Genomic DNA, 24,872 nt, shown 5'->3' on the forward strand with positions numbered 1-24,872 from the left:
TCAGGCCAGCTCTGCCCGCCGCCGGACCAGGTGGGCGCGCTCGGCGTCGTTGGCGCAGAGCGTGATCGCGGTGTCGTACGCCGCCCGCGCGCGGGCATGGTCGCCCAGCCGGAGCAGGAGCTCGGCGCGCACCGCGGGGAGCCGGTGCCCGGGAAGGGCGACACCGGCGAGCGCGGTCAGGCCCGCCTCCGGTCCCTCCGCCTCCGCGACCGCGATCGCCCGGCCGAGCCGGACCACCGGGGTCTCCCGCAGCGCGAGCAGCTCGTCGTAACGCTCGACGATCCGCTCCCACGCGGTGTCGGACGGTGTGGCCGCGATCGCGTGCTCGGCGGCGATCAGCGCCTGCAGCAGGTAGGGCGCCGGTGGCGCCCCCGTGAGTGGCCGGAGGAGGTCGAGCGCCTCGCCGATCTCGTCTCCGTGCCAGCGGGAGCGGTCCTGGTCAGGCAGCAGGACCAGCGCGCCGTCGTCGGTCACGCGCGCGTCCCGTCGCGAGTGCTGGAGGAGCATCAGCGCCTGGAGCGCCGTGAGCTCGCTGTCGTCGTACGGCAGCAGCGTGCGCAGCACCCGCACCAGCCGGATTGCCTCGCCGGCGAGCTCGGTGCGCACGACGTCGGGGCCGGACCCGGGCGCGTAACCGGCCGTGAAGGCCAGGTACGCGACCTGCGCGACCACGCCCACCCGGTCGACCAGATCGGCCCCCGTCGGTACGACGAACCGCTCGCCCGCCAGCTTTCTGCGCGCCCGGGTGAGCCGGGCCGCCATCGTCGGCGTGGTCTGGAGGAAGAGCCGCGCGATGTCGTCGGTGCTGATGCCGAGCACCAGCCGGAGGGTGAGGGCGGCGGCCGCCTCCCGCGAGAGCCGCGGGTGGGCGCAGAGGAGGACCAGCCGTAGCCGCTCGTCCAGCAGCTCGTCGCCGGGATCGGCCATCACCCGCTGTGCCTCCTCGGTCAGCTCGGCATCGACGGCGAGCCGCGGCATCGACCGCGCCAGCACCTCCTCCGAACGGAGCCGGTCCAGCACCCGGCGACGGGCCGCGGTGAGCAGCCACCCTCCCGGGTTGCCCGGCACGCCGGCGTCGGGCCAGGTGCGTGCGGCCGCCTCGAACGCGTCGGCCAGGCCGTCCTCGGCGAGGTCGAGCCGGCGGAAGCGGGCGACGAGCAGGGCCAGCAGCCGGCCCCACTCGTCACGCAGCGCCCTGTCGAGGGCGGTGCCCGCCTCGCTCAGCTCAAGCTCCGTCGCCGCTGTGGTCGACGGCCGCGCGGACCTCGACCGGCGCGCTGCCCGGCTCGGCGAGGATGGCGCACACCTCGATCAGGTCGTCGAGGTCGTCGGAGTCGACGACGTAGAAGCCGCTCAGCTGCTCGACGGTCTCGGCGTAGGGCCCGTCGGTGACCAGAACGCTCCCGTCGGCGTCCCGCGCGACCTTCCGGGTGGTCCGGGAGTGCGTCAGCTCCTCCCCGCCCTTCACGGTGTGACCCCGCTGGGCCAGCGCCTGGCTGAACTCCTCGTGCTTGGCGAAGACGGCGGCTTGTTCCTCGGGAGAGGCGTTCTCCCACGCGGTCTCGTCACCGGGCAGCAGTACGACGTACGTGGTCATGATGGGAACCTTTCAGTTGTCGGCTGGTCTGTCACCGGGATGACGCGCCGAAGTCCTCGAAATCGACGATCGACCCCGAACTCGGCCCTGCGTCTCGCATCGCGGACGGCGATCTCGAATGGCGGGATCCGGATTCGGCTCCACGCACCGCTGCCGATAGTTTGTGGACCGCTCATCCAGAGGGACTGAGGGAACGGCCCTGCGAAGTCCCGGCAACCGCCACGAGCCTCCGCCTCCCGGCCGATCAGGGTCGGGGAACGGACGTGGAGACGGTGCCAAATCCGACCCGACGCGACGGACGTGCCGGGGCAGATGAGAAGGAGGAACCGTGAGCGCTGTCGTGACCGAGGCCGACCGTACCGCCGAGCCGAGCCCGGCTTCCGGCCCCCGCGAGGGCGCGTTCGGCAACGCCGTCGCCCTCGTCTGCCGTGAGTGTCGCCACGAGGTGGGGCTGGGTCCGTACTACGCCTGTCCGGAGTGCTTCGGCCCGCTCGAGGTCTCCTACGAGTTCCCGGCGATCACCCGTGCGGAGATCGAGGCCGGCCCGCGGAACATCTGGCGCTACCAAGCGCTGCTTCCGGTGCCCACCGACATCGAGAGCAGCCCCAACACCGAGCCCGGCTTCACCCGGCTCCTCCGCGCCGACAACCTCGGTCGCGAGCTCGGCATCGAGAACCTCTGGGTCAAGGACGACTCGACCAACCCGACCAACTCCTTCAAGGACCGGGTCGTGGCCTGCGCGCTGAGTGCGGCCCGAGAGCTCGGCGCCAAGGTCTTCGCGTGTCCCTCGACCGGCAACCTCGCCAACGCGGTCGCCGCCGCGGGCGCCCGGGCCGGCATCAAGACCGTCGTGTTCATCCCGAGCAACCTCGAGCAGCCCAAGCAGGTCAACTCGGCGATCTTCACCGAGAACCTCGTGGCCGTCGACGGCAATTACGACGACGTCAACAAGCTCGCCTCCGAGATCGCCGGCGAGGAGGAGGGCTGGGCGTTCGTCAACGTCAACGTGCGCCCCTACTACGCAGAGGGCTCCAAGACCCTCGGCTACGAGATCGCCGAGCAGCTCGGCTGGCGGCTGCCCGACCAGATCGTGATCCCCGTGGCCTCCGGCTCACAGCTGACCAAGGTCGACAAGGCCTTCCAGGAGCTCATCAAGCTGGGGCTCGTCGAGGACAAGCCCTACCGCGTCTTCGGCGCCCAGGCCGAGGGCTGCGGCCCCGTCGCCACCGCGTTCAAGGCCGACACCGACGCCATCCGTCCGGTGAAGCCCGACACGATCGCCAAGAGCCTCGCGATCGGCAACCCGGCCGACGGCATCTACGTCCTCGACATCGCCCGCCGCACCGGCGGCGCCGTCGAGGAGGTCACCGACGAAGAGATCCGCGAGGGCATCGTGCTGCTCGCCCGGACCGAGGGCATCTTCACGGAGACCGCCGGCGGCACCACGCTCGCGGTCACCAAGAAGCTGGTCGAGACCGGCGTCCTTGACCCGACCAAGGAGACTGTGGTGATCAACACCGGCCACGGGCTCAAGACCCTCGACGCGGTGTCCGGCCAGGTCCGAGCGGCGGCCACCATCGCGCCGTCGTACGCCGCCTTCAAGGCCACCGGCATCTGAGCCGGCGAACGAACGAGAGAGAGAAGCAGCGACATGAGCGTCAGCGTCCGGATCCCGACGATCCTGCGCACCTACACCGGCGGCGAGTCCGAGGTGAGCGCCACCGGCGCTACCCTCGCCGAGGTCCTCGACGACCTCGACGCGAACTACTCCGGCATCAAGGGCAGGATCCTCGACGAGGACGGCAAGCTCCGCCGCTTCGTGAACGTCTACGTCGGTAACGACGACGTCCGCTTCCAGGACGACCTGGCGACCCCGACCCCGGACGGCACCGAGATCTCGGTCATCCCCGCGGTCGCCGGAGGCTGCTGACGTCATGGCCGGCCGCCGCTCCGTCCCCGCGCTGGTGGCCGGGTGACCGACCACCACTACGCCCTGGGCCTGACCTGGCTGGGCAACCGCGGCAGCGGCACCAGCGGGTACCGCGACTACGACCGCGACTGCGTGCTGACCGCGGACGGCAAGCCCGACCTGCTCGGGTCGGCGGACGTCCCGTTCCGTGGCGACGGGTCCCGGTGGAACCCGGAGGAGCTCCTCGTCGCGGCGCTCGCGCAGTGCCACCTGCTGTCCTACCTGCACTCGGCGGTCACCCGCGGCATCGTCGTCACCGCCTACGCCGATGCCCCCGTCGGCACCATGAGCCAGATCGGTCACGGCGGCCACTTCACCTCGGTGGTGCTCCGCCCGCGGGTCACCATCGCCGACCCGGCGCAGGTCGAGCTCGCGCAGGCGATCCATCGCGAAGCCAGCGACAACTGCTTCATCGCCGCCTCGGTCAACTTCCCCGTGACCCACGAGCCCGAGACGCTGGTGGGCTGAGACGACGGCCTGGGCCTCACCCGGACGCGCGCGCCGATGCGCCGAACCCGGGCCGACACTGACCCGCCATCGTGGCTCCACCGGCGGTTCAGGTTGCTCTGATTGACAGTGCCCGTGAGTCGCAGACGGAGGGTGGCAGGCGTCGCGGTGGTCCTCGCCGGCCTCGGCGTCACCGCGGCCGGCGGTGGCCGCGAGCTGTTGCGACGTCAGGCGACGATCGCCCGCCGACGGATCGGCAAGCCGCTCGGCGAGGACGCGATCGACGCCGACAAACTCTGGAAGAAGGCGTACGGCGACCCGCTGCGGCTGCTGCTCCTCGGCGACTCGATCGCAGCCGGCCTCGGGGCCGAGCGGCGCAAGGACACGCTGGGCGGCCGGCTCGCGCGCGGGCTCGCCAAGGAGCTGCACCGCTCGGTCGACCTGCGCACGGCGGCCGTGGTGGGCTCGGAGTCCTCGGCGCTCGCGGTGCAGATCGACGCGCTGCCGCCGTCGTACCGCCCCGACGTCGCGGTCATCGTCATCGGCGGCAACGACGTCACCCACCGGGTGCCGATCAGCGAGTCGGTCCGGCACCTCGAGGAGGCGATCACCCGGCTGCGCTCGCGGGGCGCGGTCGTCGTGGTCGGCACCTGCCCCGACCTCGGGGCGCTGCGGGACGTGCCGCAACCGCTGCGAGCCCTCGGGTCCCGGATGTCGCGGCAGCTGGCGGTCGCCCAGAAGGCGGCGGCGATCCGTGCGGGCGCACACGCGGTGTCTCTCGCCACCGTGGTCGGACCGTTCTTCATCACCAACCCGGACGAAATGTTCAGTCTCGACCGCTTCCACCCGAGCGCGTTGGGCTACAAGCGCACCGCCAGGGCGCTGCTGCCCTCCGTGCTCACCGCGCTCGGCATGAGGGACGAGGTGCCGTTCGGCCACCACGTGCCGGGGGCGGGCTGACGGCCGGTGGCGCCCAGTCGAGGGATCAGCGATGCAACCAATTGACGCCGCCGTCAGTTGTTACAGTCACAGTCCTTCTTCGAGAGGTTCGTGCCATGTGGACAATCTTCTTCATCGGTCTCGGCGTGTTCCTCGTCGGATCTCTAATCTACCTGGAGTTCCGCCCCCAACGGCGCGGTCTCCGCGACCGATGGGCCGACCCGACGGCCAACAGGTTCAACCACCAGGCGCACTCGAACAGGCTCGGCAACTCGGGCAGCCGTCGCTGAGCCCGGCGCTGCGGCGTACCCTGCCGCGGTGCCTACCGTCCTGCTCGTCACGTTCAACCTGATGCCCGAGGGCGAGCCCGGGTTCGCCGCGCTCGCGGACGCCTTCGAGGAGCGCGGGATCGACGCCCGCTGGGTGTGCTGGGACGACCCGGGTGTCGACTGGGCGGCGGCGGACCTGGTCGCGGTCCGCTCCACCTGGGACTACCACCGCAGGCTCGACGCCTTCCTGGCCTGGGCGCGTGACGTCGAAGCGGTGACCCCGGTGCTCAACGGAGCCGAAGTCTTCGCCTGGAACGCCGACAAGGCCTATCTCGCAGAGCTCGCTGACGCGATGCCGGTCGTGCCCACTGCGCTGCTCGACGACGCCACCCTGATCGGCGGGCTGACGGCGTCCTTCGAGCGTTGGGGGACCGTGGTGGTCAAGCCCCGGGTCGGTGCGGGCGGCCGCGGCGTGGTCGTCGTCGGCCGGCTCGACGACTGGAGCCTCTTCGACCTGGCGCCCGGCCCCTGGGTCGTGCAGCCCCTCGTCGAGTCGGTGCGCACCAGCGGGGAGACCTCGATCTACGTCCTCGACGGTCACGCCGTCGCCCAGGTCGACAAGGCCGTCGCCGGGGACGAGGTGCGGGTGCACGAGATGTACGGCGGCAGCAGCCGGCCGGTCCCGCTCGATCCAGGTCGTGGCCAGGTAGCCGAGGACGCCGTGCAGACGGTCGCGAAGCGGCTCGATGCCGACCTCTCCTACGCCCGCGTCGACCTGATGGAGTGGGACGGCGCGTGGGTGGTGAGCGAGCTCGAGCTGATCGAGCCGGGTCTCTACCTCGACGTCGCCCCTGAGATCGCAGGTCCGTTCGCCGACCTGGTGGCCGCCCGGCTCGCCCGCTGACGTTGTCGGGGTTGCGGCCTCGAACGCGCTGGACCTCCAACCTCACGAGCCTCCTGTGCGTTGATGGAGTGTGACCACCGACGAGGAGTCGTTCCGCCGCTGGGCGGGCGAGCGCCAGCTGGCGCTGCTGCGCACCGCGCTGCTCCTTACCGGTGACCACCACCGCGCCGAGGACCTGGTCCAGGAGGCACTGGCCAAGGTGGCGCTGCGCTGGCGTCGGCTCTCCGGTGGCAACCCCGAGGCCTACGCGCGGCAGATCATCGTCCGCGACAACATCTCGGCGTGGCGCAAGCGGCGGCGGGAGGTCGTCGTCGCCGAGCCCGGCGAAACGCTGACGCCTGACATCACCGCCGGTGTCGACCGCCGGATCCTGCTCGACCAGGCGCTGGCCACGCTCACCCCGCGGCAGCGCGCGGTCGTCGTCCTGCGTTACTACGACGACCTCACCGAACGCGCCGCCGCCGACGCGATGGGTGTCAGCGTCGGCACCGTCAAGAGCCAGACCAGCCTCGCCCTCCGGCGGCTGCGCGAAGCGGCACCGGAGCTGGCCGAGCTGCTGCGGGAGGAGTCCTGATGACCGACCAGCGACTGCGCGAGCTGCTCGAGGAGCGGGTCGCCGACCTGACCCCGATCGACCTGGTCGACGGAGCATGGGAGCGGGCGGCCGTCGTACGACGCCGGCGGCACGCGGTTGCGGGTGCTGCCGTCGCGGTCGTCGTGGTCGTCGGCACGACGACCGTGGTCGTCTCCGGCCGCGGTGACGAGGCGCCGCCGCCCCCGACCACCAGCTCCACGGAGTCGCCCGCTCCCGGACCGAAGGCCGAGCGCGGCGGGCCGTACGGCGGAGCCGAGGTGTGGTGGGCGCCCGCGACCGATCAGGAGACGGACCTCCCGCGGCTGACCGGCTCCGGCCTGCCGGAGCGGATCGACCTGTCAGAGACCGAGGGCGAGGTGCCGACCGGTGTCCGCGCGGTCGGCCTGTTCCAACTGTGGGGGGACGAGCCCGGCGATGTTGTGGTGGTCGGCGCCGACGGGGCGTCGTACTCGCTCGACGTCAGTCGGCTCGAGCCCGTCACCGACGGAGGCGGCTTTCGACCGCCGGTGACCCAGGAGAGCCTGTCCCCCGACGGGCGCCACGCGTTCTTCGTGCAGCGGAACTGGCTGGAGGTCTACGACTTCGAGACGGCAGGGTGGTCGCGGGTGCCTGCCTCCGAGGGGCTCGGCGCGACGGCGAAATGGACGAGCGACGGTCGCACGATTCGAATCCTCTCGGCCAGCCTTCCCGACGGCACCGAGGTCGAATGGATGCTCTACGACCCCGTGGGCAATGCGATCCGATCGACCTCGCGGCCTGACTCCTACGGCGGTCCGCAGGAGGTCGACGACTTCCATGGCCCGATCAAGCGTGACACCGAGGGCGGTGCGCGCGGCCTCTTCCTGGCCGGTCCGGTCCCGGACCCCGACGGTGGCAAGGGCTACACCCTTGACGCGGTGGGAGCAGGTGGTCGGACGACGCCGGAGGCGATCCTCGCCATGCCGCTCGAGATGGTTGACGGGCGCTGGAAGCAGTGCTGCCCGGTCGTGGGCTGGCTCGATCCCGAGACCGTGCTCTTCGAGTCGCGTCACGAGGACGCCCGGATCCTCGCCTGGCGGGTCGGCAGGCCCGATGTCTACCGGGTCTCCGACATCCGCGGCTGGACGCCGGGCAAGGAGTCGTACGTCGCCAGCTTCGCCGACCCGTCGCTGCCGCCGGCCACCGAGCCGGTCGACCTGCCCACTGCCGAGCGCGGCCCGGCCTACGGCGGCGCGAGCATCTGGTGGGCGCCACCGGCAGGTGAGGAGACCTCTCTCCCCTGGCTCGGCGACTCGCCGCTCCCGCAGACCATCGACCTCTCCGAGGGGCTCCCACCGGTCCCCACCGGCCGACGTGCGGTCGGCGTCTTCCAGATCCGGAGCAGGGGCGTGGTGCTCACCCACGATGGAACGACGTACTCCTTCGCCATCGACCACCTCGACCCGGTCGCCGATGAGGAAGGCAACGCCATCGGCTCCCTCGGTGACGTGTCGCCGGACGGCAGACACGTCTTCTTCGTGCAGCGGAGCTCGCTCGAGGTTTACGACTTCCTCCAGGGCACCTGGTCGACGATCGAAACCCCCGACTGGCTCGCCGAAGGTGCTGCGTGGTTCGACGACCGACGGATCTGGGTCCCTGAGGCCCTCGGGGCGACTGACGGCACGGCATACTCCGTTGACGGCGATTCCGAGGCGGCGCCGTACCCCCGCGACGGCGACATCTGGGGCGCACCGGGAGCCCAGGCGGTGCTTCCCGCGATAGACAACGGTGACGCCTCGCCGTACGCCGAGATGGTCGCCCAGGACTACGTGGTCTCCGAACCGATGACCGGACCCGACGGCACCTCGACCGGTGGTGCCCATGTCCTGCTCGTCGGCCAGCCGGACAGCGACTGGGCTGCAGGACTTGCGTACCCGTTCGTCGACGGCGACCGCGGGTTGGGGAGTGTGGCCGTGCTGGACTGGGTGACGCCGACGCAGGTCCTGTACTGGTCGGCGAGCGCCAGCACCGGCCGGCGGATCCTGGCCTGGGACCCGGGGACCCGCTGGCTCGCCCGGGTGTCCGAGCTGACCGGTCTCACCGACCGCGACCCGTTGGCGTCCAGCTTCGCCGACCTGACTCCTCCCGGGGACTGACCCCGCTTCTTGCACTCGTAGGGGTCGAGTGCTAAACATGGCATTGGCACTCTCCTAGGGAGAGTGACAGAAATCCCGGCTCGGGGAGTCGAGGTCAGCAGCGTCGGCGGGAAGGGTCCGCCGGTTCGGTCTGGCCGTCCGTCGCGGGCGACGATCCGGGCCCCCAGACATCTCTAGCGAAGGAATCGCAGGAGTCATGCCGAAGCTGATTGCTTTCAACGAGGAGGCCCGGCGCGGTCTCGAGCGAGGAATGAACACCCTCGCCGACGCCGTCAAGGTCACCCTCGGTCCCAAGGGCCGCAACGTCGTGCTCGAGAAGAAGTGGGGAGCCCCCACGATCACCAACGATGGTGTGTCCATCGCCAAGGAGATCGAGCTCGAGGACCCCTACGAGAAGATCGGCGCCGAGCTGGTCAAGGAGGTCGCGAAGAAGACCGACGACGTCGCCGGTGACGGTACGACGACGGCGACCGTCCTTGCCCAGGCGATGGTCCGCGAGGGCCTGCGCAACGTCGCCGCGGGTGCCAACCCGATGGGCCTGAAGCGCGGCATCGAGGCCGCCGTCGAGGCCGTGTCCGAGCAGCTGCTCGGCATGGCCAAGGAGATCGAGACCAAGGAGCAGATCGCCTCCACCGCGTCCATCTCCGCCGCTGACACCACGGTCGGCGAGATCATCGCCGAGGCGATGGACAAGGTCGGCAAGGAGGGCGTGATCACGGTCGAGGAGTCGAACACCTTCGGCCTCGACCTCGAGCTCACCGAGGGCATGCGTTTCGACAAGGGCTACATCTCGGCCTACTTCGTCACCGACCCGGAGCGGATGGAGACGGTGCTCGAGGACCCCTACGTCCTCATCGCCAACTCCAAGGTCAGCAGCGTCAAGGACCTGCTGCCGCTGCTCGAGAAGGTCATGCAGTCGGGCAAGCCGCTCGTCATCATCGCCGAGGACGTCGACGGCGAGGCTCTCTCGACGCTGGTCGTCAACAAGATCCGCGGCACCTTCAAGTCCGTCGCCGTCAAGGCCCCGGGCTTCGGAGACCGCCGCAAGGCCATGCTGCAGGACATCGCGATCCTGACCGGTGGCCAGGTCATCTCGGAGGAGGTCGGCCTCAAGCTCGAGTCCGCCGGCATCGAGCTGCTCGGCCAGGCCCGCAAGGTCGTCATCACCAAGGACGAGACCACCATCGTCGAGGGTGCCGGCGACACGGCCCAGATCGAGGGTCGGGTCAACCAGATCCGCGCCGAGATCGACAAGTCGGACTCCGACTACGACCGCGAGAAGCTCCAGGAGCGCCTCGCCAAGCTGGCCGGCGGCGTGGCCGTCATCAAGGTCGGCGCGGCCACCGAGGTCGAGCTCAAGGAGCGCAAGCACCGCATCGAGGACGCCGTCCGCAACGCGAAGGCTGCCGTCGAGGAGGGCATCGTCGCCGGAGGTGGCGTGGCGCTGGTCCAGGCCGGCCTGGGCGCGTTCGCCAAGCTCGAGCTCGAGGGCGACGAGGCCACGGGTGCCAACATCGTCAAGGTCGCCATCGAGGCCCCGCTCAAGCAGATCGCGATCAACGCCGGTCTCGAGGGTGGCGTCGTGGCGGAGAAGGTCCGCGGTCTCGAGGCCGGGTTCGGACTCAACGCCGCCACGGGTGAGTACGTCGACATGATCGCCGTCGGCATCATCGACCCCGCCAAGGTGACCCGCTCCGCGCTGCAGAACGCCGCCTCCATCGCGGCGCTCTTCCTCACCACCGAGGCCGTGGTTGCCGACAAGCCGGAGAAGGCGCCCGCCATGGGCGGCGACCCGTCCGGCGGCATGGGCGGCATGGACTTTTAGTCGCCTTCGTTCGGACAGGTCCGCGAGCTTGCTCGCGGCCTGACCGGACGAGCACAGCGGCAAGGTCGAGTAGCGCCGGCATCGACCGCGCGTCAGCGCGGGACGTGCGGCGCATATCGAGACCAGTCCGGTCACGCATCAGCTTCACCATCAGGGCCCCTGCTCCGGCAGGGGCCTTGATGCATTTCGACGAGGCGCTCGGCCTGACCGGTCACCAGTGGTACTGCGAGTAGTCGCGGTCCCGCTCGTCCTCCTCGTAGTCCTGCTCCTCCTCGATCGCGTCCTCGTTGCGCTCCTCCAGCCGGCGCTCCTTGCGCTCCTGCTGGCGCTGCTGGCGCCGCTCCTCGGGGGTCTGCTCCTGGTCGTCCTGCTGCTGTTGCTGCTCTTCCTGCTGTTGCTGTTGTTGTTGCTGCTGCAGCTTGTCGCGCAGGCGTTGGTCGACGGCCGCGGCGTCGCGGGTCTGGTCCTCGCCGCGGCCGGAGTCGGTGGGGCAGTCGCCCTCGGCCAGGGCGTCGATGCCGGCCTGCCACCAACCGGCCGCCTCGTCGGCGTCGCCGGCCTCGTGTGCGGTGTCGCCCAGCGTCTCGTCGGCCAGCGCGATGTTGATCCGCACCGTGCACTCCTCCTCGACCGGCACGTCCTCGAGCGCGGTGGCGTAGCGCTCGAGCGCGCCCTCCAGGTCGCCGTCGGCGTGCCGCGCGGCGCCCTCGTCGAACGCGGAGATCCACGGCTCGAACCAGTTGACCGAGCCGTTGGCCGAGAACTCGTCGGCTGCCCCCAGGTAGTCGGTGTCCTCGAACTGGCTGCGGCCGTCACGGTCGTGGGAGAGCATCGCCACCACCTTCACGGCGAACAGGAGCGCGACCAGCGCCGGCACGATGCCGGCCAGGACGAGGATCATGCGCAGTCTGGTGCGGGTCATGCCGCCTCGTTCCGGGCCGGCGCGAGGGAGTGGTGGGCGGTCCAGAGCGCCCGCCACGACGTCCGCAGCTCGAGCAGCACCAGTCCGAGCAGGACCAGGCCGAACAGCCAGGTCAGGTCGTGCTTCGCCGGAGCATCCGCCCCCTCGTCCAGGGTGTACGACGCCTCGAAGTCGTCGGCGATCGCAGTCATCCCGCCAGGCTCGGTGCGGTGGGCGTAGTCGATGCCGAGCTCGGACGCGATCGACCGAAGGTTGTCCTCGTCGATCCGCGAGACGGCGTCCTCGCCGCGTTCCTGGTCGTAGATGTAGCCGTCGTCCGTGGACAGGTCGTCCGACTCGGGCATCTTGGCGCCTTCCTCGGTGCCGTAACCGAGGACGACCCCGGCGTCGACCAGGTCCTCGAGCTCCGCGAACGACGCCTGCTCACCGTCGGCGGTGTTCTCGCCGTCGCCGACGAAGACGACCACCCGCTGCCGGTCGGGATGCTGCTCGTCCGCGCGCTCGAGGATGTCGCGCATCGCCTCCAACGGGCGGTCCGCCCGCGAGCCGCTCCCGTCGAACGGGCCCTCCAGCCGCAACGTCTCGATCGCCGCCCGGAAGGTCGTCGCGTCGCTGGTGAACGGCAGCTCGAGCTCCACGTCGGTGCCGTAGGTGAGAAACGCGAACCGGGCGCCGGGGAGTGCGTCCGCGAGCTCCTCCAGGTCACGCTGGGCGCCGTAGACCCGCGGGCCGCCCTGGTAGTCGAGCGCCGCCATCGACCGGGTCCGGTCGACGACGACGAGCACCTCGATGTCGGAGAGCTGGCTCGGAGCGGCGCGGGTGCCGAACCCCGGCTGCAGCAGCACCAGCACCAGGGCGACGACGATCCCGATCCGGCGCGCGAGGACGAGGGCGGTGCTCATCGCGTCGACCTCCGAGCGGCCAGTGCGATCAGGCCCTGCGCCACCCAGACGAGCACGAGCAGGCCCACGCCGATCCCGGCGATGACCTGGCCGGCGCGCGGCGCGTCGAGGGTCTGGACCAGCGGCGGACGCTCGATTTTCGCGGCCTCGAGCTCGTTGATCTCCTCGACCACCTCCTCGGCCGAGCCGCCGGTGCCGAGCTGCGCGAACGTTCCGCCGGTCACCTCGGCCGCAGCTTGGAGCCCGTCGATGTCGCCCTCCACGTCGGGCTCGCCGGGGTTGGCGATCACGTGGACGACGACCCGGTCGTCAGCGGCGTACGCGGCGGCCTCGTCGAGGTCGTAGACGCTCCGCCCGCGCTGCTCGCCGTCGGTGGCGAACACCAGGGCCCGGCCGCGGTCCTCGTCGAGCCGGTCGAACCGCTGCACGCACGAGACGAGGCCGTCGGCGACCAGGGAGGACTGGTACTGGCGTTCCTCGCTCCAGGTGCCGGCCGTGAAGTCGTCGAACGCCTCGCTGGGGAGGATCTCGCTCCAGCCCGCGAACGCCTCCTCCGCCTCGTCGAGCCGGTCGAGGACGAACGCGTAGTCGTCGGTGAGGGGGAACTTCGTGATCGCGGCGTTGTTCCAGACCGTCAACCCGATCCGCTCGCCCTGGAGGCCCTCCACGATGTTGCGGAACTCCTGGATGACGTCGACGTTCCAGGGAGCGGTCGACCCCGACGCATCCAGGCAGAGCATGATGTCGCGCGCCGCCTCGTCGCGATCCATCACCTGGGTCTCCTGGACCCGTCCGCCGAGCACGATCCCGCCGACGCACGCGACGAGGGCGGCGAGCGAGCCGAAGCCGCCGAGCAGCCGGCGGCGCTGGACGAGGACGCGGTAGCGGGGGAGCGCACGGAGCCGCGCCGCATGGGCAACGTACGACGCTCCCGACGGCTGCCGTCGCCACCAGGTCCGGACCCAGAACGCCAGCAGCACGACCACGAGCAGGACCAGCAGCACGACCAGCCACGGCCACTTCAGCTCGCTGTCGCTCGTCGTCCAGCTCAGCTCCACGACGCCACCAGCTGTCGGGCTCGGGCCAGCGCGTCGTCGAACCGCTCGCGCGCCTGGCCGACCTCGTCGGGAGCGAACTCTGGGGGATACATGAGCTCGATCGCCTCGGTGAGCGCCGGCGGCGCCTGGTGGCGGAAGTCGGCCAGCGTCATCGTCGGTGCCGGGATCGTGCTCACCGCGCCGACGTAGGACCGGACGGTCTCGCTCAGCTGCTGGTGACCGTCCCGCGCCGGGACCTGTCCGGTGCGCACGGCAGCCTCGATCCGGGCGATCCGGTCCAGGTGCTGCTGGCGGACCGACGGCACGTCGGCACGGGTCCACGAGACGACCCCGCGCACCGACCGGTCCCGCGTGAACCAGACCACCGCGAGGTAGTACACCGCCACCAGGCACAGGCCGAGCAGGGCGAGCCACAGCCAGCGGTCGCCGTACGCCACCGGGCCGTTGAACTCGTCCTGCAGCTCGAGGGCATGCAGCTCAACGTCTGCGAGCATGGCGGTGCCTCTCCAACGCTCGGAACACGGCGGTGATGGCGGACTCGGTGTCGCGGACCCGCTCGTGCACGACCCCGAGCTGGTCGAGGCGTCGGCGCAGCTGGGACTCCTCGCCGGCGACGAGCGCGGCGTACTCCTCCTGGAGCCGGGCATCACCGCGGAGCCAGGACGGCACCTCCGCACCGACGTCGACATCGACCAGCCGGCGCGGGGCGCCGGCGGTGATCGTCGGGTCGAGGTCGCCGATCGTCAGGAAGAGGACCTCGTGCTGGGCGGTCAGCCGGCGCAGCGAGTCGGCGAGCTCGTCCGAGACGTGCGTCTCGTCGGAGACCACGACCAGGATCGTGCGCCGCCGGATCGCACGGGCGACGTAGTCGAGGACCGCGGTGAGGTCGCTCGGCGGAGCCGTGGGTGTGATCGCGTCGTGCACCCGGCCGAGCAGCCGTTCGAGGTAGAGCTCGCCGCTGTCGGGCGGGCGCACGTGCTGACGCCGGGCGTCGCCGTGGACGAGCGCCACCAGGTCGCCGTGCCGGACGGCGAGGTAGCCCATCACTCCCGCCACGAAGACCGCGAGATCGCGCTTCGAGTGCCGGGCGTCGTTCATCGCCGCCATGCTGCGACCGGTCGACACGGCGAGCACGACCGTGTGCTTGCGCTCCGCGACGTAGCGCCGCACCAGCAGCATCCGGGTGCGCGCCGATGCCTTCCAGTCGATGTCCTTCACGTCGTCGCCGCGGACGTACTCGCGCAGGTCGTTGAAGTCGATGCCCCGCCCGACCTGGATCGCGGCGTACTCACCTTCGAGCAGCCCGCGCACCTTGCGGTGGGCATGGATCGAGAGCCGAGCCTTGACGCGGGCCAGATGAGCCACCGTGTGCCGTCTCCTCTACATCCCGGTCACGGCGTGGGTACGGCGCGGAACACCGCGTCGATGATGCTCTCGGGCTGCACCCGGTCGGCCAGTGCCTCGAAGCTGAGGTGGATCCGGTGCCGGAGCACGGCGTGCCGCAGCTCGCGGATGTCCTCCGGGATGACGTAGTGGCGGCCCTGGATGACGGCCATCGCGCGTGCCGCCTGGAAGAAGGCGATGCTGCCGCGCGGGCTGGCGCCGATCTCGACGTAGGCGCCGAGCTCGGGCCCGAGCAGCTCGCCGACGTGCCGGGTCGCGCGCACCGCGGCGACGACGTAGCGGCGGATCGCCGGGTCGACGTAGACGCGCCGCACCATCGCCTGCACGTCGATGACGTCGCCGATGGTGGCCACCGGCTCGACCTTCGTGGCGTGCTGACCGAGCGTGCCGTCGTCGATCCGGTCGAGCACCATCAGCTCGTCGGACTCGTCGGGGTAGTCGACGATCTCCTTGAGCAGGAACCGGTCCATCTGGGCGTGGGGGAGGACGTAGGTGCCCTCCTCCTCGATCGGGTTCTGCGTGGCGAGCACCATGAACGGTCTCGGGAGCGGGTGGATGGTCCCCGCGATCGAGGTCTGGCGCTCCTGCATCGCCTCGAGCAGCGCCGACTGCGTCTTGGCGCTCGCCCGGTTGATCTCGTCGAGGAGCACGAAATGGGCGTGCACCGGGCCGAGCTGCGTCTCGAACTCGTGCCGCCGCGGGTCGTAGACCTGGGTGCCGATGATGTCGCTCGGCAGCAGGTCGGGCGTGCACTGGATCCGCGAGAACTCGGCGCTGACGGCCTGCGCCAGCGTCGCCGACGCGAGCGTCTTCGCGAGCCCCGGCACGCTCTCGAGCAGGACGTGGCCCTCGGAGAGGAGGGTGACCAGCAGCGCCGTGCGGATCCGCTCCTGGCCGACGACCCGGCTCGACCACGCCGTGGAGATCCGGTCGATGGCGTCGCTCGCGCCGGCGACGTCGGCGGCGGTGAGCGGGGTCGTCGGCTGGGCGGACCGGGTAGTAGTCATCGGCGGCAAACCTACCCGTCAGTCCCGAGCGGCAAGCCTCGAGCGGAACTCGTCGTCCCGGCGCAGCCGGGCGAGGTCCCGGTCGCGACGCTCGGCGATGACGGCACCGAGCACCATCTCCGGCGGCGCACCGGTCGGCGGCGCCGGTGCGACGTACCGCCGGACCTCGGCCAGCAGGTCGGTGCCGACCCGGTGCCGCGAGTGCGGGTCGAGGGCGGGCAGCCGCCCGAGGAACTGGCGTACGGCGAGCGCCAGGCCGGTCGGGAGGCTCGCCAGGTCCGCGTTGCGCGCCCAATGGGCGAGCTCGGGCGGCATCGGGGGCGGGGGCGGAAGCCGGAGCGCGACCCGGTCGCGGATCACGTAGGTACCGGCTGCGAAGTCGCCCAGCCGCTTGCCCTTGCTGCTGACGAGCATCGAGAAGAACGCGAGGACGCCCGAGCACACGATGATCTCGACGTAGCCGATGAGCGCCCGCACGAGGGCGTGGTGGAACGAGATGGGGCCGGCGTCGTCGCGGACGGTGCGCAGTCCCAGCGCCAGCTTGCCGAGTGAGCGACCGCGGGTGAGGGTCTCGAGCACCGTCGGGTAGACGGCGAACGTGATGATGGACGCCGCGACGATGGCGGCGTCGACCAGCGCCTGGTCCACGTTGATGGTGGCGACGAGCAGCACCAGCAGGCTGGTCGTGAACAGCACGACCATGACGACCAGGTCGATCAGCCCGGAGGCCAGCCGCAGCCCCAGGCTGGCGGGGGGCAGGTCCAGCGCGACGCCCTCACCGGTGACGAGGTCGTCGGTGGTGATCGTGGCGAACTCGGTCGCAGGCTGGATCGCGGGCTGGGTCGACATCGTGGTCAGGTTACGGGGTCTCGATACGCCCGTCGGCGGACCTCGTTCCTCGGTCGCCGGGGCTACTCGACCTCCCGCCCCGGACCCCGACCTCGCAAGCTCGGTCGCGGGGGCGTGAACGCCGTACCCTGTCCCCGTGCCGCGCATCGACCTCGACGCCTACGTCGTCGCGCACTCGCACGAGTGGGCGCGGCTCGAGCAGCTCGTGAGCACCCGACGCCCCGACGGCCCCGAGAGCGACGAGCTGGTGGACCGCTACCAGCAGGTGGCGACCCAGCTCTCGGTGATCCGCACGTCGGCGCCGGACGCCGAGGTCATCGCCTACCTGTCCTCGCTGCTCAGCCGGGCACGGATCAAGATGATCGGTGCCCGCATCCTCAGCTGGCAGGCGGCCGGGCGGTTCTTCACCGAGCAGTTCCCCGCCGCGCTCTACCGGCTGCGCTGGTGGTGGCTCGGCTGCCTGGCCGGCAACGTCGCCCTGACGGCCGTGCTGATGTGGTGGCTGCTCGACAACCCCGCGATCGAGCAGACCCTCATCCCTCCCGGTGAGGTCGACAACTACGTCAACGAGGACTTCGAGAACTACTACAGCGAGAACGCGCAGGGCGCCTTCGGCACCCGCGTCTGGCTCAACAACGCCTGGGTCGCCGCCCAGTGCCTGGCGCTCGGCATCACCGGGGTCGGCGTCATCTTCGTGATGTTCCAGAACGTGACGGTCCTCGCCGGCGCCGGCGCGATCATGACCAACCACGGTCGGGGCGACGTGTTCTGGGGGCTGATCCTCCCACACGGCCTCCTGGAGCTCACCGCGATCTTCGTCGCCGGCGGCATCGGGTTGAAGCTGTTCTGGTCGTGGGTCGAGCCGGGCGGGCTCAGTCGCGCGAAGGCGCTGGCGCAGACCGGCCGGACGATGGGCACGGTCGCGCTCGGGCTGGTCGCCGTGCTCCTGGTCAGCGGCATCATCGAGGCCTTCGTGACGCCGTCGCCCCTGCCCACCTGGGCGAGGATCGCGATCGGGGTCCTCGCCGAGGTCGCGTTCTTCCTCTACGTGTTCGTCGTCGGCCGCCAGGCCTTCCTCCGCGGCCACACCGGCGACATCAGCGCCGACCTCCTCGAGGACCGGGTCGCCACCCAGGACTGAGTTGAATTGGCCGAGCGTGTCGCGGATCGTGCGACACCGCACGGACCATCGCTTCGCTCGGCCCGCGGGCGCCGCACGATGCGGCTTCGCCGCAACGCGCCACGCTGCCGGCCCGCAGTTGGCTAGGCGTCGGTTGAGGTTCGCTGGCGTCCTCAGGCCGAGTTTGTCAGAGAAGCCCCTGCGCCTTGAGAGTGAGGTAGTGGTCGGCGAGCGCGGGCGGCAGCCGCTCGGCGTCGGCGTCGACCACGTCGACGGCGAGGCGGCTCAGCACGTCGGTCGTCCAGTCGCGGCGGCGGATCTCCTGCTCGGCCGCGGCGGCGTCGTAGACGTCGTCGACCGTGCCGCGTTCGTCGGCGAGCCGGTTGAGCTCGGGGTCGCGGACGGAGGCGATGACCACGCGGTGGTGGCGGGTGAGCGCGGGCAGCACCGGAAGCAGGCCCTGTTGGATGGCCGAGGGCTCCGCCGGGGTGAGGAGCACGACGAGCGCCCGCTGCTTGCCGAATCCTTGGACCGCGCCCGCGAGCGCGTCCCAGTCGGCCTCCGCGATGACCGGCTCGAGGTCGGCCATCGACTCCTGCAGCCGGGCGGCGATGTCGCGCGCGCCGGCCGCGCGGAGCCGGGCGCGGATCCGGCGGTCGCCGGCGACGAAGTCGATGCGGTCGCCCGCGCGGGAGGCGAGCGCCGCCAGCAGCAGGGCGGCGTCCATCGCCGCGTCGAGGCGCGGCACCCCGTCGGCGCCGCCGACCCGGGCCGCGGCGGTGCGGGAGGTGTCGAGCACGAGCACCACCCGCCGGTCCCGCTCCGGCTGCCAGGTGCGGACGACGACGTGGGGCGTGCGCGCTGACGCACGCCAGTCGATCGAGCGCACGTCGTCGCCCCGGACGTACTCGCGGAGCGAGTCGAACTCGGTGCCCGCGCCGCGGATCCGCACCGCCGCCCGCCCGTCGAGCTCGCGGAGCTGCGCCAGCCGCGAGGGTAGGTGCTTGCGCGACTCGAAGGGTGGCAGCGAGCGGACCGTCCCCGGCACGTCGTACGTGTGCTGCTTGGCGGCCAGGTGAAGCGGTCCCCACGAGCGGACGGTGACGCCGTAGGCCCGCAGGTCGCCGCGCCGCCACGGTCGCAGGGAGGTGCGCAGCGGCCGCCGGTCGCCCGCCGCCACCGCCAGCCGGTGCCGGTTATCGGTCGCCCCGGCAGTCGGCTGCCACGCGTCGCGCACCTCGAGCCGCAGCGTCCGGTTGCCATCGTTGGCGACGGTCACCACCGACTCCGCGGGGTAGCCGAGTCGCACGGTGCCGGGCGGTCGCCGGTGCAGCCCCGCCGTGGCGGTCGACGGTGCGAGCAGCAGGTCGGTGCCGACCAGGAGCGTGACGGCGACCAGCCAGAGCACCACCGTGCCGGCCGACGGTCGCAGCACCACGGCCACGACGCCGAACAGGAGGAGGAGCGGCACCCGCCCTGAGATGACCACGGTCTAACGCGGCACCGGGACCGAGCCGAGCGCGGAGGACAGGACCTTGGCGACGTCGACTCCTTCTAGCTCGGCCTCGGGACGCAGCCCGAGCCGGTGCACGAGGGACGCGTGGGCGAGCGCCTTGACGTCGTCCGGGGTCACGAAGTCCCGGCCCGACAACCAGGCCCACGCCCGTGCCGCGCGCAAGAGCGCGGTGGCGCCGCGCGGGCTGACGCCGAGGGAGAGCGACGGCGACTCGCGGGTGGCCCGCGCGATGTCGACGATGTACGTCGCGACCTCGGGCGAGACCTGCACTCCCTTCACCGCGACCTGCGCGGCCTCGATGTCGGCTCCGGATGCCACTGCCGTGACGCCGGCGGCCGCCACGTCACGAGGGTCGAAGCCCTCGGCGTGCCGGGTGAGGATCGCGATCTCGTCGGTGCGCGGCGGCACCGGCAGCACCACCTTGAGGAGGAACCGGTCCAGCTGGGCCTCCGGCAGCGGGTAGGTGCCTTCGTACTCGACCGGGTTCTGGGTCGCCGCGACGAGGAACGGCCGGGGGAGGGGACGCGTGACACCGTCGGCGGACACCTGGCCCTCCTCCATCGCCTCGAGCAGCGCCGACTGGGTCTTGGGCGGGGTCCGGTTGATCTCGTCGGCGAGCAGCAGGTTGGTGAAGACCGGGCCTTCGCGGAACGACAGCTCGTTGCCCTCGCCCGCCGAGCTGTGGATGACGAGCGACCCGGTGATGTCGCCGGGCATCAGGTCGGGCGTGAACTGCACCCTTCGGGTGTCGACGGCCAGCGACGCCGCCAACGTGCGCACCAGCAGGGTCTTCGCCGTACCGGGCACCCCCTCCATCAGCACGTGCCCGCCGCACAGCAGCGCGACGAGCAGTCCGGACACCGCGGCGTCCTGACCGACGACGGCCTTGCCGACCTCCTGCCGGACGGCGAGCAGCCGCTCGCGCAGCGCGGCGTCCGTGCCGGGGGTGGTGGTCGGGGCGGGCGGAGCAGACATGGACTCGGGGACGTGGTCGGTCATCCGCGGCGTACCTCTCTGTCGAGCTGGGTGAGTTCCTGGGCGAGCTGGACCAGTCCGGAGTCCGAGCCCGGGACGGGTGCGTGCGCGGCGAGCAGCGCGCCGATCTCCTCCTCGCGGCGCCCGAGGTGCCGGGCGACGGCGCCGATGACCTCGGTCTCGGACGCACCGCGCCCGAGCCGGAGATGGTCGGCCAGCCGGCGCCGGCCCGCGGCGCGCAGTGCCGCGGCGGCGTAGGGACGGTCGTCCGCGCGCCGGTACATCCGCCCGCGGCTGCGCGTCGTCTCGACGGCCCGGACGACGACCGGCAGCGGCTCGGTCGCCAGCTTGCCGATCCGGCGGCCACGCCACCACATCAGGGCGAGCGCGGAGAACAGCACCAGCCACAGGGACGGGAGTACCCAGTCGGGCGCGAACGTCCACACGCTGGACGTCTCGTCGTCGGCGGCGTCCTCGTAGCTCGGGAGGTACCAGACCAGCCGGTCGTGCCCGCCGAGCAGGCGCAGCGCGACCGCGGCGTTGTCGCCCCGCAGCACCTGGTCGTTGGTCAGTGCCTCGCCGGCGCCGAAGTACGTCGTCGCGTCGGCGCCGGTCGCCAGCACGAAGCCGTCGTTGCTGGGGAAGCAGCCGTCCGCGGTGTCGTAGCTGGCGGCCGAGTCGACCTCGAGACGGAGGTCGTCGAAGCGCTCGTCGCCGCAGTCACCGGACGTCTCGTCGTCGGCGTAGGCCGACCGCACGTCCTGCTGCAGCACCTCGACGACGTAGTCGGGCGGGTCGGCGAGCACGACCTCGGCGCCGGCGGCGTCGCGGCGCAACCGACGGGTGGTGCTCTCCGCCAGCTGCTCGGTGCCGGTGACCAGGACCGTCGTCCGGCTGTCGATGTCGGCGTCGTGGAGCTCGTCCGCCGAGCGGACGATGGTGACGTCGACGCCCTCGTCCCCCAGCACCTGGGCCAGCGCCTGGGCGCCGTCGGGGTCGGGGTTCTGGGGGTCCAGCGGGTCGGAGTAGCGCTGGTCGCCCTGGGTGGCCCAGACCGACACGACGAGCGCGAGCACGAGCGCGACCCCGACCACCAGCCAGATCCGGTTGCGGCGGAGGAAACCCGCCCGGACGGGCCCGTCCCCGGCCGCGAGGGGCGGCGCCGGAGGGGGAGCGGTGCGCGTCGTCGTCATCGCACCCGCTCCCGGCGGCCGGCGAGCTCGTCGTCGAGCGCGAGCACGTCGAGGGCCTGCTCGCGGCTGGCGGGGTGGTCTCCGTAGAGGACCGCGTCGAACAGGTCGGCGCTGCGGTCGACGAGGTGCCGCTGAGCCGGGAACTCCACGCCGAGGCCGGCCGCGAGCTCGTGCGCCGTCGCCTGGGGCAGGTCCTCGATCCGGCCGCGCTCGACCTGCCGGACGGCGAGCGCCCGGTAGGCGTCGACCAGGGCGTCGTCGTAGCGCCCCTCCGCGAGGGCGGCCTCGGCGCGCTGGCGCAGCGCGGCCGCGGTGACCACCTCGTCGGTCAGGGCCGGAGCGCGGTCGCCGCGGGCTCGAGCGGTGCGGCGCGCACGGGAGACCAGCAGCCCGATGGCGACGACGATCAGCAGGAGGATCACGATCGCCGCGAACGTGCCGAGCGGGGGGATGTCGGCCGCGGCGCCGACGCTGTCGTCGAACAGCCGGCCGAGCCAGTTCTGGATCCGCTCGACCAGGTTGGTGTCGTGGTACTCCGGGTTCGCGAGCTCCTGGCGCAGCAGGGACCGGGCCTCGTCTGCGCTCGGGTCGAGCGGCGGGTCGGCGAGGCGCACCGGAACGGCCGGGTCCAGGGGGATCACCGCGGGATCAGCCCGGCCTCGCGCATCAGCTCGACGTCGTACGCCTCTTTGCGCATCCGCTGATCGAGGTACTGCAGCGAGGTGACCGCCGCCGTGAACGGCGCGACGAACGCGTTCTGGAGCACCAGCCCGATCGCCTGCCCGACGGTGAGGATGAGGAAGAAGTACTCCGGCACGAGGGCAGCGCCGATCTGGCTCCCGAACGCGAACGGCGTGCTCAGGATGCTGCCCGCGACGCCGACGATCAGCAACGTGAGCAACCCGATGCCGAGGATCCGCCAGAACTGCCCGACGCTGAGTCGCCAGTTCCGGCCGAACGACGCGAAGACCCCGATCGGCTCCAGCATCAGCGCGGGCGTCGCGAGGAACACCAGCTTGATCCATAGCCAGACCAGGAGGGGGATGCCCCCGGCAGCGACCGCGAGGGCGAGCAGCACCGTCAACAACGCGTCACCGGTGACGACCGCGACGAGCACGACGACGCCGACCAGGAGCCCGATGGCGACCAGGCTCGTGACTCCGACGAGCACGGCCTGTCCGATCAGGCGCCAGCGCTTGCCGTGGGTGGCGGCCCACGCCTCGGCGAGAGTCAGCCGCCGGCCGACGGCGGCGGCATGGGTGACGTGGGCGACCATGCCTGTGACGAAGATGATGCCGATCTGCGCGGCGTAGGTGCCGATCAGCAACGACCCGAGCGAGCCGAGCACCGCGAGGGCCTCGGCCGTGCTCGCGTCCTCGTCGATCTCGCCGCTGGAGTTGACGCCGCTGCCGACGGTGAACGCGAGCACGGCGCTCACGGCGATCGGAAGGATCATGGCGACCGCCGTGACCAGGACGGCCGCGCCGACCGTCGCCTTCGGGTTGAACCGGATGATCCGGAACGCACCGTCGTACATGCTGCCGAGAGTCAGCGGCCGGAGCGGGATCGCGCCCGGCTTGTGCGCGGCGCCGAGCATGCCCAGCGGGGGCGCGGCGTACGACGGGGGCGGCGCGTAGGGCGCGTGGGGCGCGTGGGGTGGCGCCTGCCCGACCGCGGCACCGAGCGGCGGGGCCCCCGGTGGCGGTGCGCCCGGTGGCGGTGCGCCCGGTGGCGGTGCACCCGGTGCGGCGAGCTCCTCCGGCGGCGGCGCTCCGGGCGGGGGGAACTGGTGCGGTGAACCCGTCATCGCACTCCTTCATGCACGCTCGCTCGGCCAGAGAAACCCCGAGCGAGCGGGGGCGTCGTCCGGGATCGTCGCCCATCCTTGCACCCGGGCGTCTTCGATTTTGTGACTGGGCGCGATCTCTGCCAAGATATCCAGGTTGCTCCGGCGGGTTGCCGGGGTGCGGTACATCTTGACTACTGAATCGCGTCTCCTGAGCAGGCGTCTCTGAGTTGGATCTCAGGGCTCGCCCTCCTGGACTGCGGCCGGTGGTGCGGTTGCGCCGGACCCAGGGAGACCCGATCAGCCCGACGAACCGTCGGGCGCCCCAACAACAAACACCAACGAGTTCCGCTCAGGCGGACGTGTGCGTGAAGCTCAGCAATTTTCTGGGCAGCGACACGCCCGACCTCGGGGGTCGGCGGTGCGGGGCGAGGAACAGGGCGGGGCCGACTCAATACCGAGGACGCACCGAGACATCGGCGGATGAGAAGAAGGACGAGAGAGACCTATGGCGGGACAGAAGATCCGCATCAGGCTCAAGGCCTATGACCACGAGGTGATCGACACCTCGGCGCGGAAGATCGTGGACACCGTCACCCGCACGGGTGCGAAGGTCGCCGGCCCGGTGCCGCTGCCGACCGAGAAGAACGTCTTCTGTGTCATCCGCTCGCCGCACAAGTACAAGGACTCGCGCGAGCACTTCGAGATGCGCACGCACAAGCGCCTCATCGACATCATCGACCCGACCCCCAAGACCGTCGACAGCTTGATGCGGCTCGACCTGCCGGCCGGCGTCGACATCGAGATCAAGCTCTGAGGAAGTTGCTCATGACGATCGAACGCAACGTGAAGGGGCTGCTGGGCACCAAGCTCGGCATGACCCAGATGTGGGACGAGAACAACCGCATCGTCCCGGTGACCGTGGTCGCGGCCACGACCAACGTGGTGACCCAGGTCCGCCAGCCCGAGCCGGACGGCTACAACGCCATCCAGATCGGCTACGGCGAGATCGAGGGCCGCAAGGTCAACCAGCCGCAGGCGGGTCACTTCGCCAAGGCGGGCACGACCCCGCGCCGGCACCTGATCGAGATCCGTACGGCGGACGCCCCGGCCTACACCGTGGGCCAGGAGCTTCCTGTCGACACCTTCGAGCCGGGCCAGGTCATCGACGTGACCGGCACCAGCAAGGGCAAGGGCTTCGCGGGTGTCATGAAGCGGCACGGCTTCCACGGCGTCGGCGCGTCGCACGGCGCCCACCGCAACCACCGCAAGCCGGGCTCGATCGGCGCCTGCGCCACCCCCGGCCGCGTGTTCAAGGGCATGCGGATGGCGGGACGGATGGGCAGCGACACCGTCACGACCCAGAACGTCACCGTGCACGCGGTCGACGTCGAGAAGGGCCTGATCCTGCTCAAGGGCGCCGTTCCCGGCCCCAAGGGTGGCGTCATCGTCCTCCGGACCTCTGCGAAGAAGGGCTGATC

Annotated in this window: 25 protein-coding genes and 1 riboswitch; of the genes, 11 read left to right on the forward strand and 14 right to left on the reverse strand. The window is 71.4% G+C overall.

Going from position 1 to position 24,872, the window contains the following annotated elements; translation table 11 throughout:
• Both SHK19_RS04060 and SHK19_RS04065 read right to left on the reverse strand, forming a co-directional pair.
• Complete coding sequence (locus SHK19_RS04060) at positions 1-1,224, reverse strand: RNA polymerase sigma factor (RefSeq protein WP_322938671.1); 1,224 nt, start codon at positions 1,222-1,224, stop codon at positions 1-3.
• Between the two features lies 1 nt (position 1,225).
• Positions 1,226-1,597, reverse strand: a complete 372-nt coding sequence (locus SHK19_RS04065) for a YciI family protein (protein WP_322937924.1) — start codon at positions 1,595-1,597, stop codon at positions 1,226-1,228.
• Positions 1,598-1,766: 169 nt separating this feature from the next.
• Positions 1,767-1,916: riboswitch (SAM riboswitch) on the forward strand.
• Between the two features lie 9 nt (positions 1,917-1,925).
• Here SHK19_RS04065 and thrC point away from each other — a divergent pair.
• The 8 genes from thrC to groL all read left to right on the forward strand — a co-directional run bounded on the left by thrC (position 1,926) and on the right by groL (position 10,659).
• A complete protein-coding gene (thrC, locus tag SHK19_RS04070) occupies positions 1,926-3,215 on the forward strand; it encodes a threonine synthase (protein WP_322937925.1) in 1,290 nt (429 codons plus the stop codon).
• A gap of 33 nt (positions 3,216-3,248) precedes the next feature.
• Positions 3,249-3,527, forward strand: coding sequence for a MoaD/ThiS family protein (locus SHK19_RS04075; protein WP_322456779.1), 279 nt, complete (start codon positions 3,249-3,251; stop codon positions 3,525-3,527).
• A 42-nt stretch (positions 3,528-3,569) separates the two neighbouring features.
• Positions 3,570-4,034, forward strand: coding sequence for an OsmC family protein (locus tag SHK19_RS04080; protein WP_322937926.1), 465 nt, complete (start codon positions 3,570-3,572; stop codon positions 4,032-4,034).
• Positions 4,035-4,166: 132 nt separating this feature from the next.
• Entirely contained in the window at positions 4,167-4,973 is an 807-nt protein-coding gene (locus SHK19_RS04085) for an SGNH/GDSL hydrolase family protein (RefSeq protein ID WP_322456777.1), read from the forward strand.
• A 297-nt stretch (positions 4,974-5,270) separates the two neighbouring features.
• Positions 5,271-6,125, forward strand: a complete 855-nt coding sequence (locus SHK19_RS04090) for an ATP-grasp domain-containing protein (RefSeq protein ID WP_322456775.1) — start codon at positions 5,271-5,273, stop codon at positions 6,123-6,125.
• 70 nt (positions 6,126-6,195) lie between these two features.
• Positions 6,196-6,699 carry a SigE family RNA polymerase sigma factor gene (locus SHK19_RS04095; RefSeq protein WP_322456774.1) on the forward strand — a complete coding sequence of 168 codons (504 nt, stop codon included), beginning with the start codon at positions 6,196-6,198 and terminating at the stop codon, positions 6,697-6,699.
• Positions 6,699-8,834: a hypothetical protein gene (locus SHK19_RS04100; protein WP_322456773.1), complete on the forward strand. Its 2,136-nt coding sequence runs from the start codon at positions 6,699-6,701 to the stop codon at positions 8,832-8,834. Before SHK19_RS04095 ends, SHK19_RS04100 begins: the two co-directional genes overlap by 1 nt.
• Positions 8,835-9,030: 196 nt before the next feature.
• Positions 9,031-10,659, forward strand: coding sequence for a chaperonin GroEL (gene groL / locus SHK19_RS04105; protein WP_322456772.1), 1,629 nt, complete (start codon positions 9,031-9,033; stop codon positions 10,657-10,659).
• A 211-nt stretch (positions 10,660-10,870) separates the two neighbouring features.
• Here groL and SHK19_RS04110 read toward each other — a convergent pair whose 3' ends face one another.
• From SHK19_RS04110 to SHK19_RS04140, 7 genes are read right to left on the reverse strand one after another with little or no spacing between them, the layout of a single operon-like run.
• On the reverse strand, positions 10,871-11,581 hold the full coding sequence (locus tag SHK19_RS04110; protein WP_322937927.1) for a hypothetical protein: 711 nt from the start codon (positions 11,579-11,581) through the stop codon (positions 10,871-10,873).
• The gene (locus tag SHK19_RS04115) at positions 11,578-12,483 is read right to left on the reverse strand and encodes a vWA domain-containing protein (RefSeq protein WP_322937928.1); all 906 of its coding nucleotides are present in this window, start codon (positions 12,481-12,483) and stop codon (positions 11,578-11,580) included. The genes SHK19_RS04110 and SHK19_RS04115 overlap by 4 nt, the downstream gene beginning before the upstream one ends.
• A complete protein-coding gene (locus SHK19_RS04120; protein WP_322456769.1) occupies positions 12,480-13,541 on the reverse strand; it encodes a vWA domain-containing protein in 1,062 nt (353 codons plus the stop codon). The genes SHK19_RS04115 and SHK19_RS04120 overlap by 4 nt, the downstream gene beginning before the upstream one ends.
• Positions 13,532-14,035: a hypothetical protein gene (locus tag SHK19_RS04125; RefSeq protein ID WP_322456768.1), complete on the reverse strand. Its 504-nt coding sequence runs from the start codon at positions 14,033-14,035 to the stop codon at positions 13,532-13,534. The genes SHK19_RS04120 and SHK19_RS04125 overlap by 10 nt, the downstream gene beginning before the upstream one ends.
• The gene (locus SHK19_RS04130) at positions 14,019-14,906 is read right to left on the reverse strand and encodes a DUF58 domain-containing protein (RefSeq protein WP_322456767.1); all 888 of its coding nucleotides are present in this window, start codon (positions 14,904-14,906) and stop codon (positions 14,019-14,021) included. Before SHK19_RS04130 ends, SHK19_RS04125 begins: the two co-directional genes overlap by 17 nt.
• Positions 14,907-14,932: 26 nt before the next feature.
• Positions 14,933-15,952 carry an AAA family ATPase gene (locus SHK19_RS04135; protein ID WP_322456766.1) on the reverse strand — a complete coding sequence of 340 codons (1,020 nt, stop codon included), beginning with the start codon at positions 15,950-15,952 and terminating at the stop codon, positions 14,933-14,935.
• A gap of 18 nt (positions 15,953-15,970) precedes the next feature.
• Positions 15,971-16,801 (reverse strand): RDD family protein, encoded by an 831-nt coding sequence (locus SHK19_RS04140; RefSeq protein WP_322456765.1) that lies wholly within the window; start codon positions 16,799-16,801, stop codon positions 15,971-15,973.
• Positions 16,802-16,937: 136 nt separating this feature from the next.
• Here SHK19_RS04140 and SHK19_RS04145 point away from each other — a divergent pair, with 136 nt between their 5' ends.
• Complete coding sequence (locus SHK19_RS04145; RefSeq protein WP_322456764.1) at positions 16,938-17,942, forward strand: stage II sporulation protein M; 1,005 nt, start codon at positions 16,938-16,940, stop codon at positions 17,940-17,942.
• 166 nt (positions 17,943-18,108) lie between these two features.
• Here the strand turns inward: SHK19_RS04145 and SHK19_RS04150 are convergent, their stop codons facing one another.
• From SHK19_RS04150 to SHK19_RS04170, 5 genes are read right to left on the reverse strand one after another with little or no spacing between them, the layout of a single operon-like run.
• Entirely contained in the window at positions 18,109-19,392 is a 1,284-nt protein-coding gene (locus tag SHK19_RS04150) for a DUF58 domain-containing protein (protein ID WP_322937931.1), read from the reverse strand.
• A gap of 21 nt (positions 19,393-19,413) precedes the next feature.
• Positions 19,414-20,436: an AAA family ATPase gene (locus tag SHK19_RS04155; RefSeq protein ID WP_322456762.1), complete on the reverse strand. Its 1,023-nt coding sequence runs from the start codon at positions 20,434-20,436 to the stop codon at positions 19,414-19,416.
• Positions 20,433-21,605: a DUF4350 domain-containing protein gene (locus tag SHK19_RS04160; RefSeq protein ID WP_322937932.1), complete on the reverse strand. Its 1,173-nt coding sequence runs from the start codon at positions 21,603-21,605 to the stop codon at positions 20,433-20,435. Before SHK19_RS04160 ends, SHK19_RS04155 begins: the two co-directional genes overlap by 4 nt.
• Complete coding sequence (locus tag SHK19_RS04165) at positions 21,602-22,246, reverse strand: DUF4129 domain-containing protein (RefSeq protein WP_322456760.1); 645 nt, start codon at positions 22,244-22,246, stop codon at positions 21,602-21,604. The genes SHK19_RS04160 and SHK19_RS04165 overlap by 4 nt, the downstream gene beginning before the upstream one ends.
• Positions 22,243-23,412, reverse strand: a complete 1,170-nt coding sequence (locus SHK19_RS04170; RefSeq protein WP_322937933.1) for a hypothetical protein — start codon at positions 23,410-23,412, stop codon at positions 22,243-22,245. Before SHK19_RS04170 ends, SHK19_RS04165 begins: the two co-directional genes overlap by 4 nt.
• A gap of 487 nt (positions 23,413-23,899) precedes the next feature.
• On the opposite strand from SHK19_RS04170, the gene rpsJ reads away from it, so the two are divergent.
• Both rpsJ and rplC read left to right on the forward strand, forming a co-directional pair.
• A complete protein-coding gene (gene rpsJ / locus SHK19_RS04175; RefSeq protein WP_007078637.1) occupies positions 23,900-24,208 on the forward strand; it encodes a 30S ribosomal protein S10 in 309 nt (102 codons plus the stop codon).
• A gap of 11 nt (positions 24,209-24,219) precedes the next feature.
• Entirely contained in the window at positions 24,220-24,870 is a 651-nt protein-coding gene (gene rplC / locus SHK19_RS04180) for a 50S ribosomal protein L3 (RefSeq protein ID WP_322456758.1), read from the forward strand.
• Positions 24,871-24,872: the final 2 nt, after the last annotated feature.

The sequence above is a fragment of the Nocardioides bizhenqiangii genome (genome assembly GCF_034661235.1).
GTDB classification, from domain to species: domain Bacteria; phylum Actinomycetota; class Actinomycetes; order Propionibacteriales; family Nocardioidaceae; genus Nocardioides; species Nocardioides bizhenqiangii.

Excerpts from the sequence above, each read along its gene's own strand:
- SHK19_RS04065 (WP_322937924.1), bottom strand. The coding sequence starts at position 1,597 with ATGACCACGTACGTCGTACTGCTGCCCGGTGACGAGACCGCGTGGGAG.
- SHK19_RS04075 (WP_322456779.1), top strand. The coding sequence starts at position 3,249 with ATGAGCGTCAGCGTCCGGATCCCGACGATCCTGCGCACCTACACCGGC.
- SHK19_RS04100 (WP_322456773.1), top strand. The coding sequence starts at position 6,699 with ATGACCGACCAGCGACTGCGCGAGCTGCTCGAGGAGCGGGTCGCCGAC.
- groL (WP_322456772.1), top strand. The coding sequence starts at position 9,031 with ATGCCGAAGCTGATTGCTTTCAACGAGGAGGCCCGGCGCGGTCTCGAG.
- SHK19_RS04110 (WP_322937927.1), bottom strand. The coding sequence starts at position 11,581 with ATGACCCGCACCAGACTGCGCATGATCCTCGTCCTGGCCGGCATCGTG.
- SHK19_RS04115 (WP_322937928.1), bottom strand. The coding sequence starts at position 12,483 with ATGAGCACCGCCCTCGTCCTCGCGCGCCGGATCGGGATCGTCGTCGCC.
- SHK19_RS04125 (WP_322456768.1), bottom strand. The coding sequence starts at position 14,035 with ATGCTCGCAGACGTTGAGCTGCATGCCCTCGAGCTGCAGGACGAGTTC.
- SHK19_RS04135 (WP_322456766.1), bottom strand. The coding sequence starts at position 15,952 with ATGACTACTACCCGGTCCGCCCAGCCGACGACCCCGCTCACCGCCGCC.
- SHK19_RS04140 (WP_322456765.1), bottom strand. The coding sequence starts at position 16,801 with ATGTCGACCCAGCCCGCGATCCAGCCTGCGACCGAGTTCGCCACGATC.
- SHK19_RS04155 (WP_322456762.1), bottom strand. The coding sequence starts at position 20,436 with ATGACCGACCACGTCCCCGAGTCCATGTCTGCTCCGCCCGCCCCGACC.
- SHK19_RS04160 (WP_322937932.1), bottom strand. The coding sequence starts at position 21,605 with ATGACGACGACGCGCACCGCTCCCCCTCCGGCGCCGCCCCTCGCGGCC.
- SHK19_RS04170 (WP_322937933.1), bottom strand. The coding sequence starts at position 23,412 with ATGACGGGTTCACCGCACCAGTTCCCCCCGCCCGGAGCGCCGCCGCCG.
- rpsJ (WP_007078637.1), top strand. The coding sequence starts at position 23,900 with ATGGCGGGACAGAAGATCCGCATCAGGCTCAAGGCCTATGACCACGAG.
- rplC (WP_322456758.1), top strand. The coding sequence starts at position 24,220 with ATGACGATCGAACGCAACGTGAAGGGGCTGCTGGGCACCAAGCTCGGC.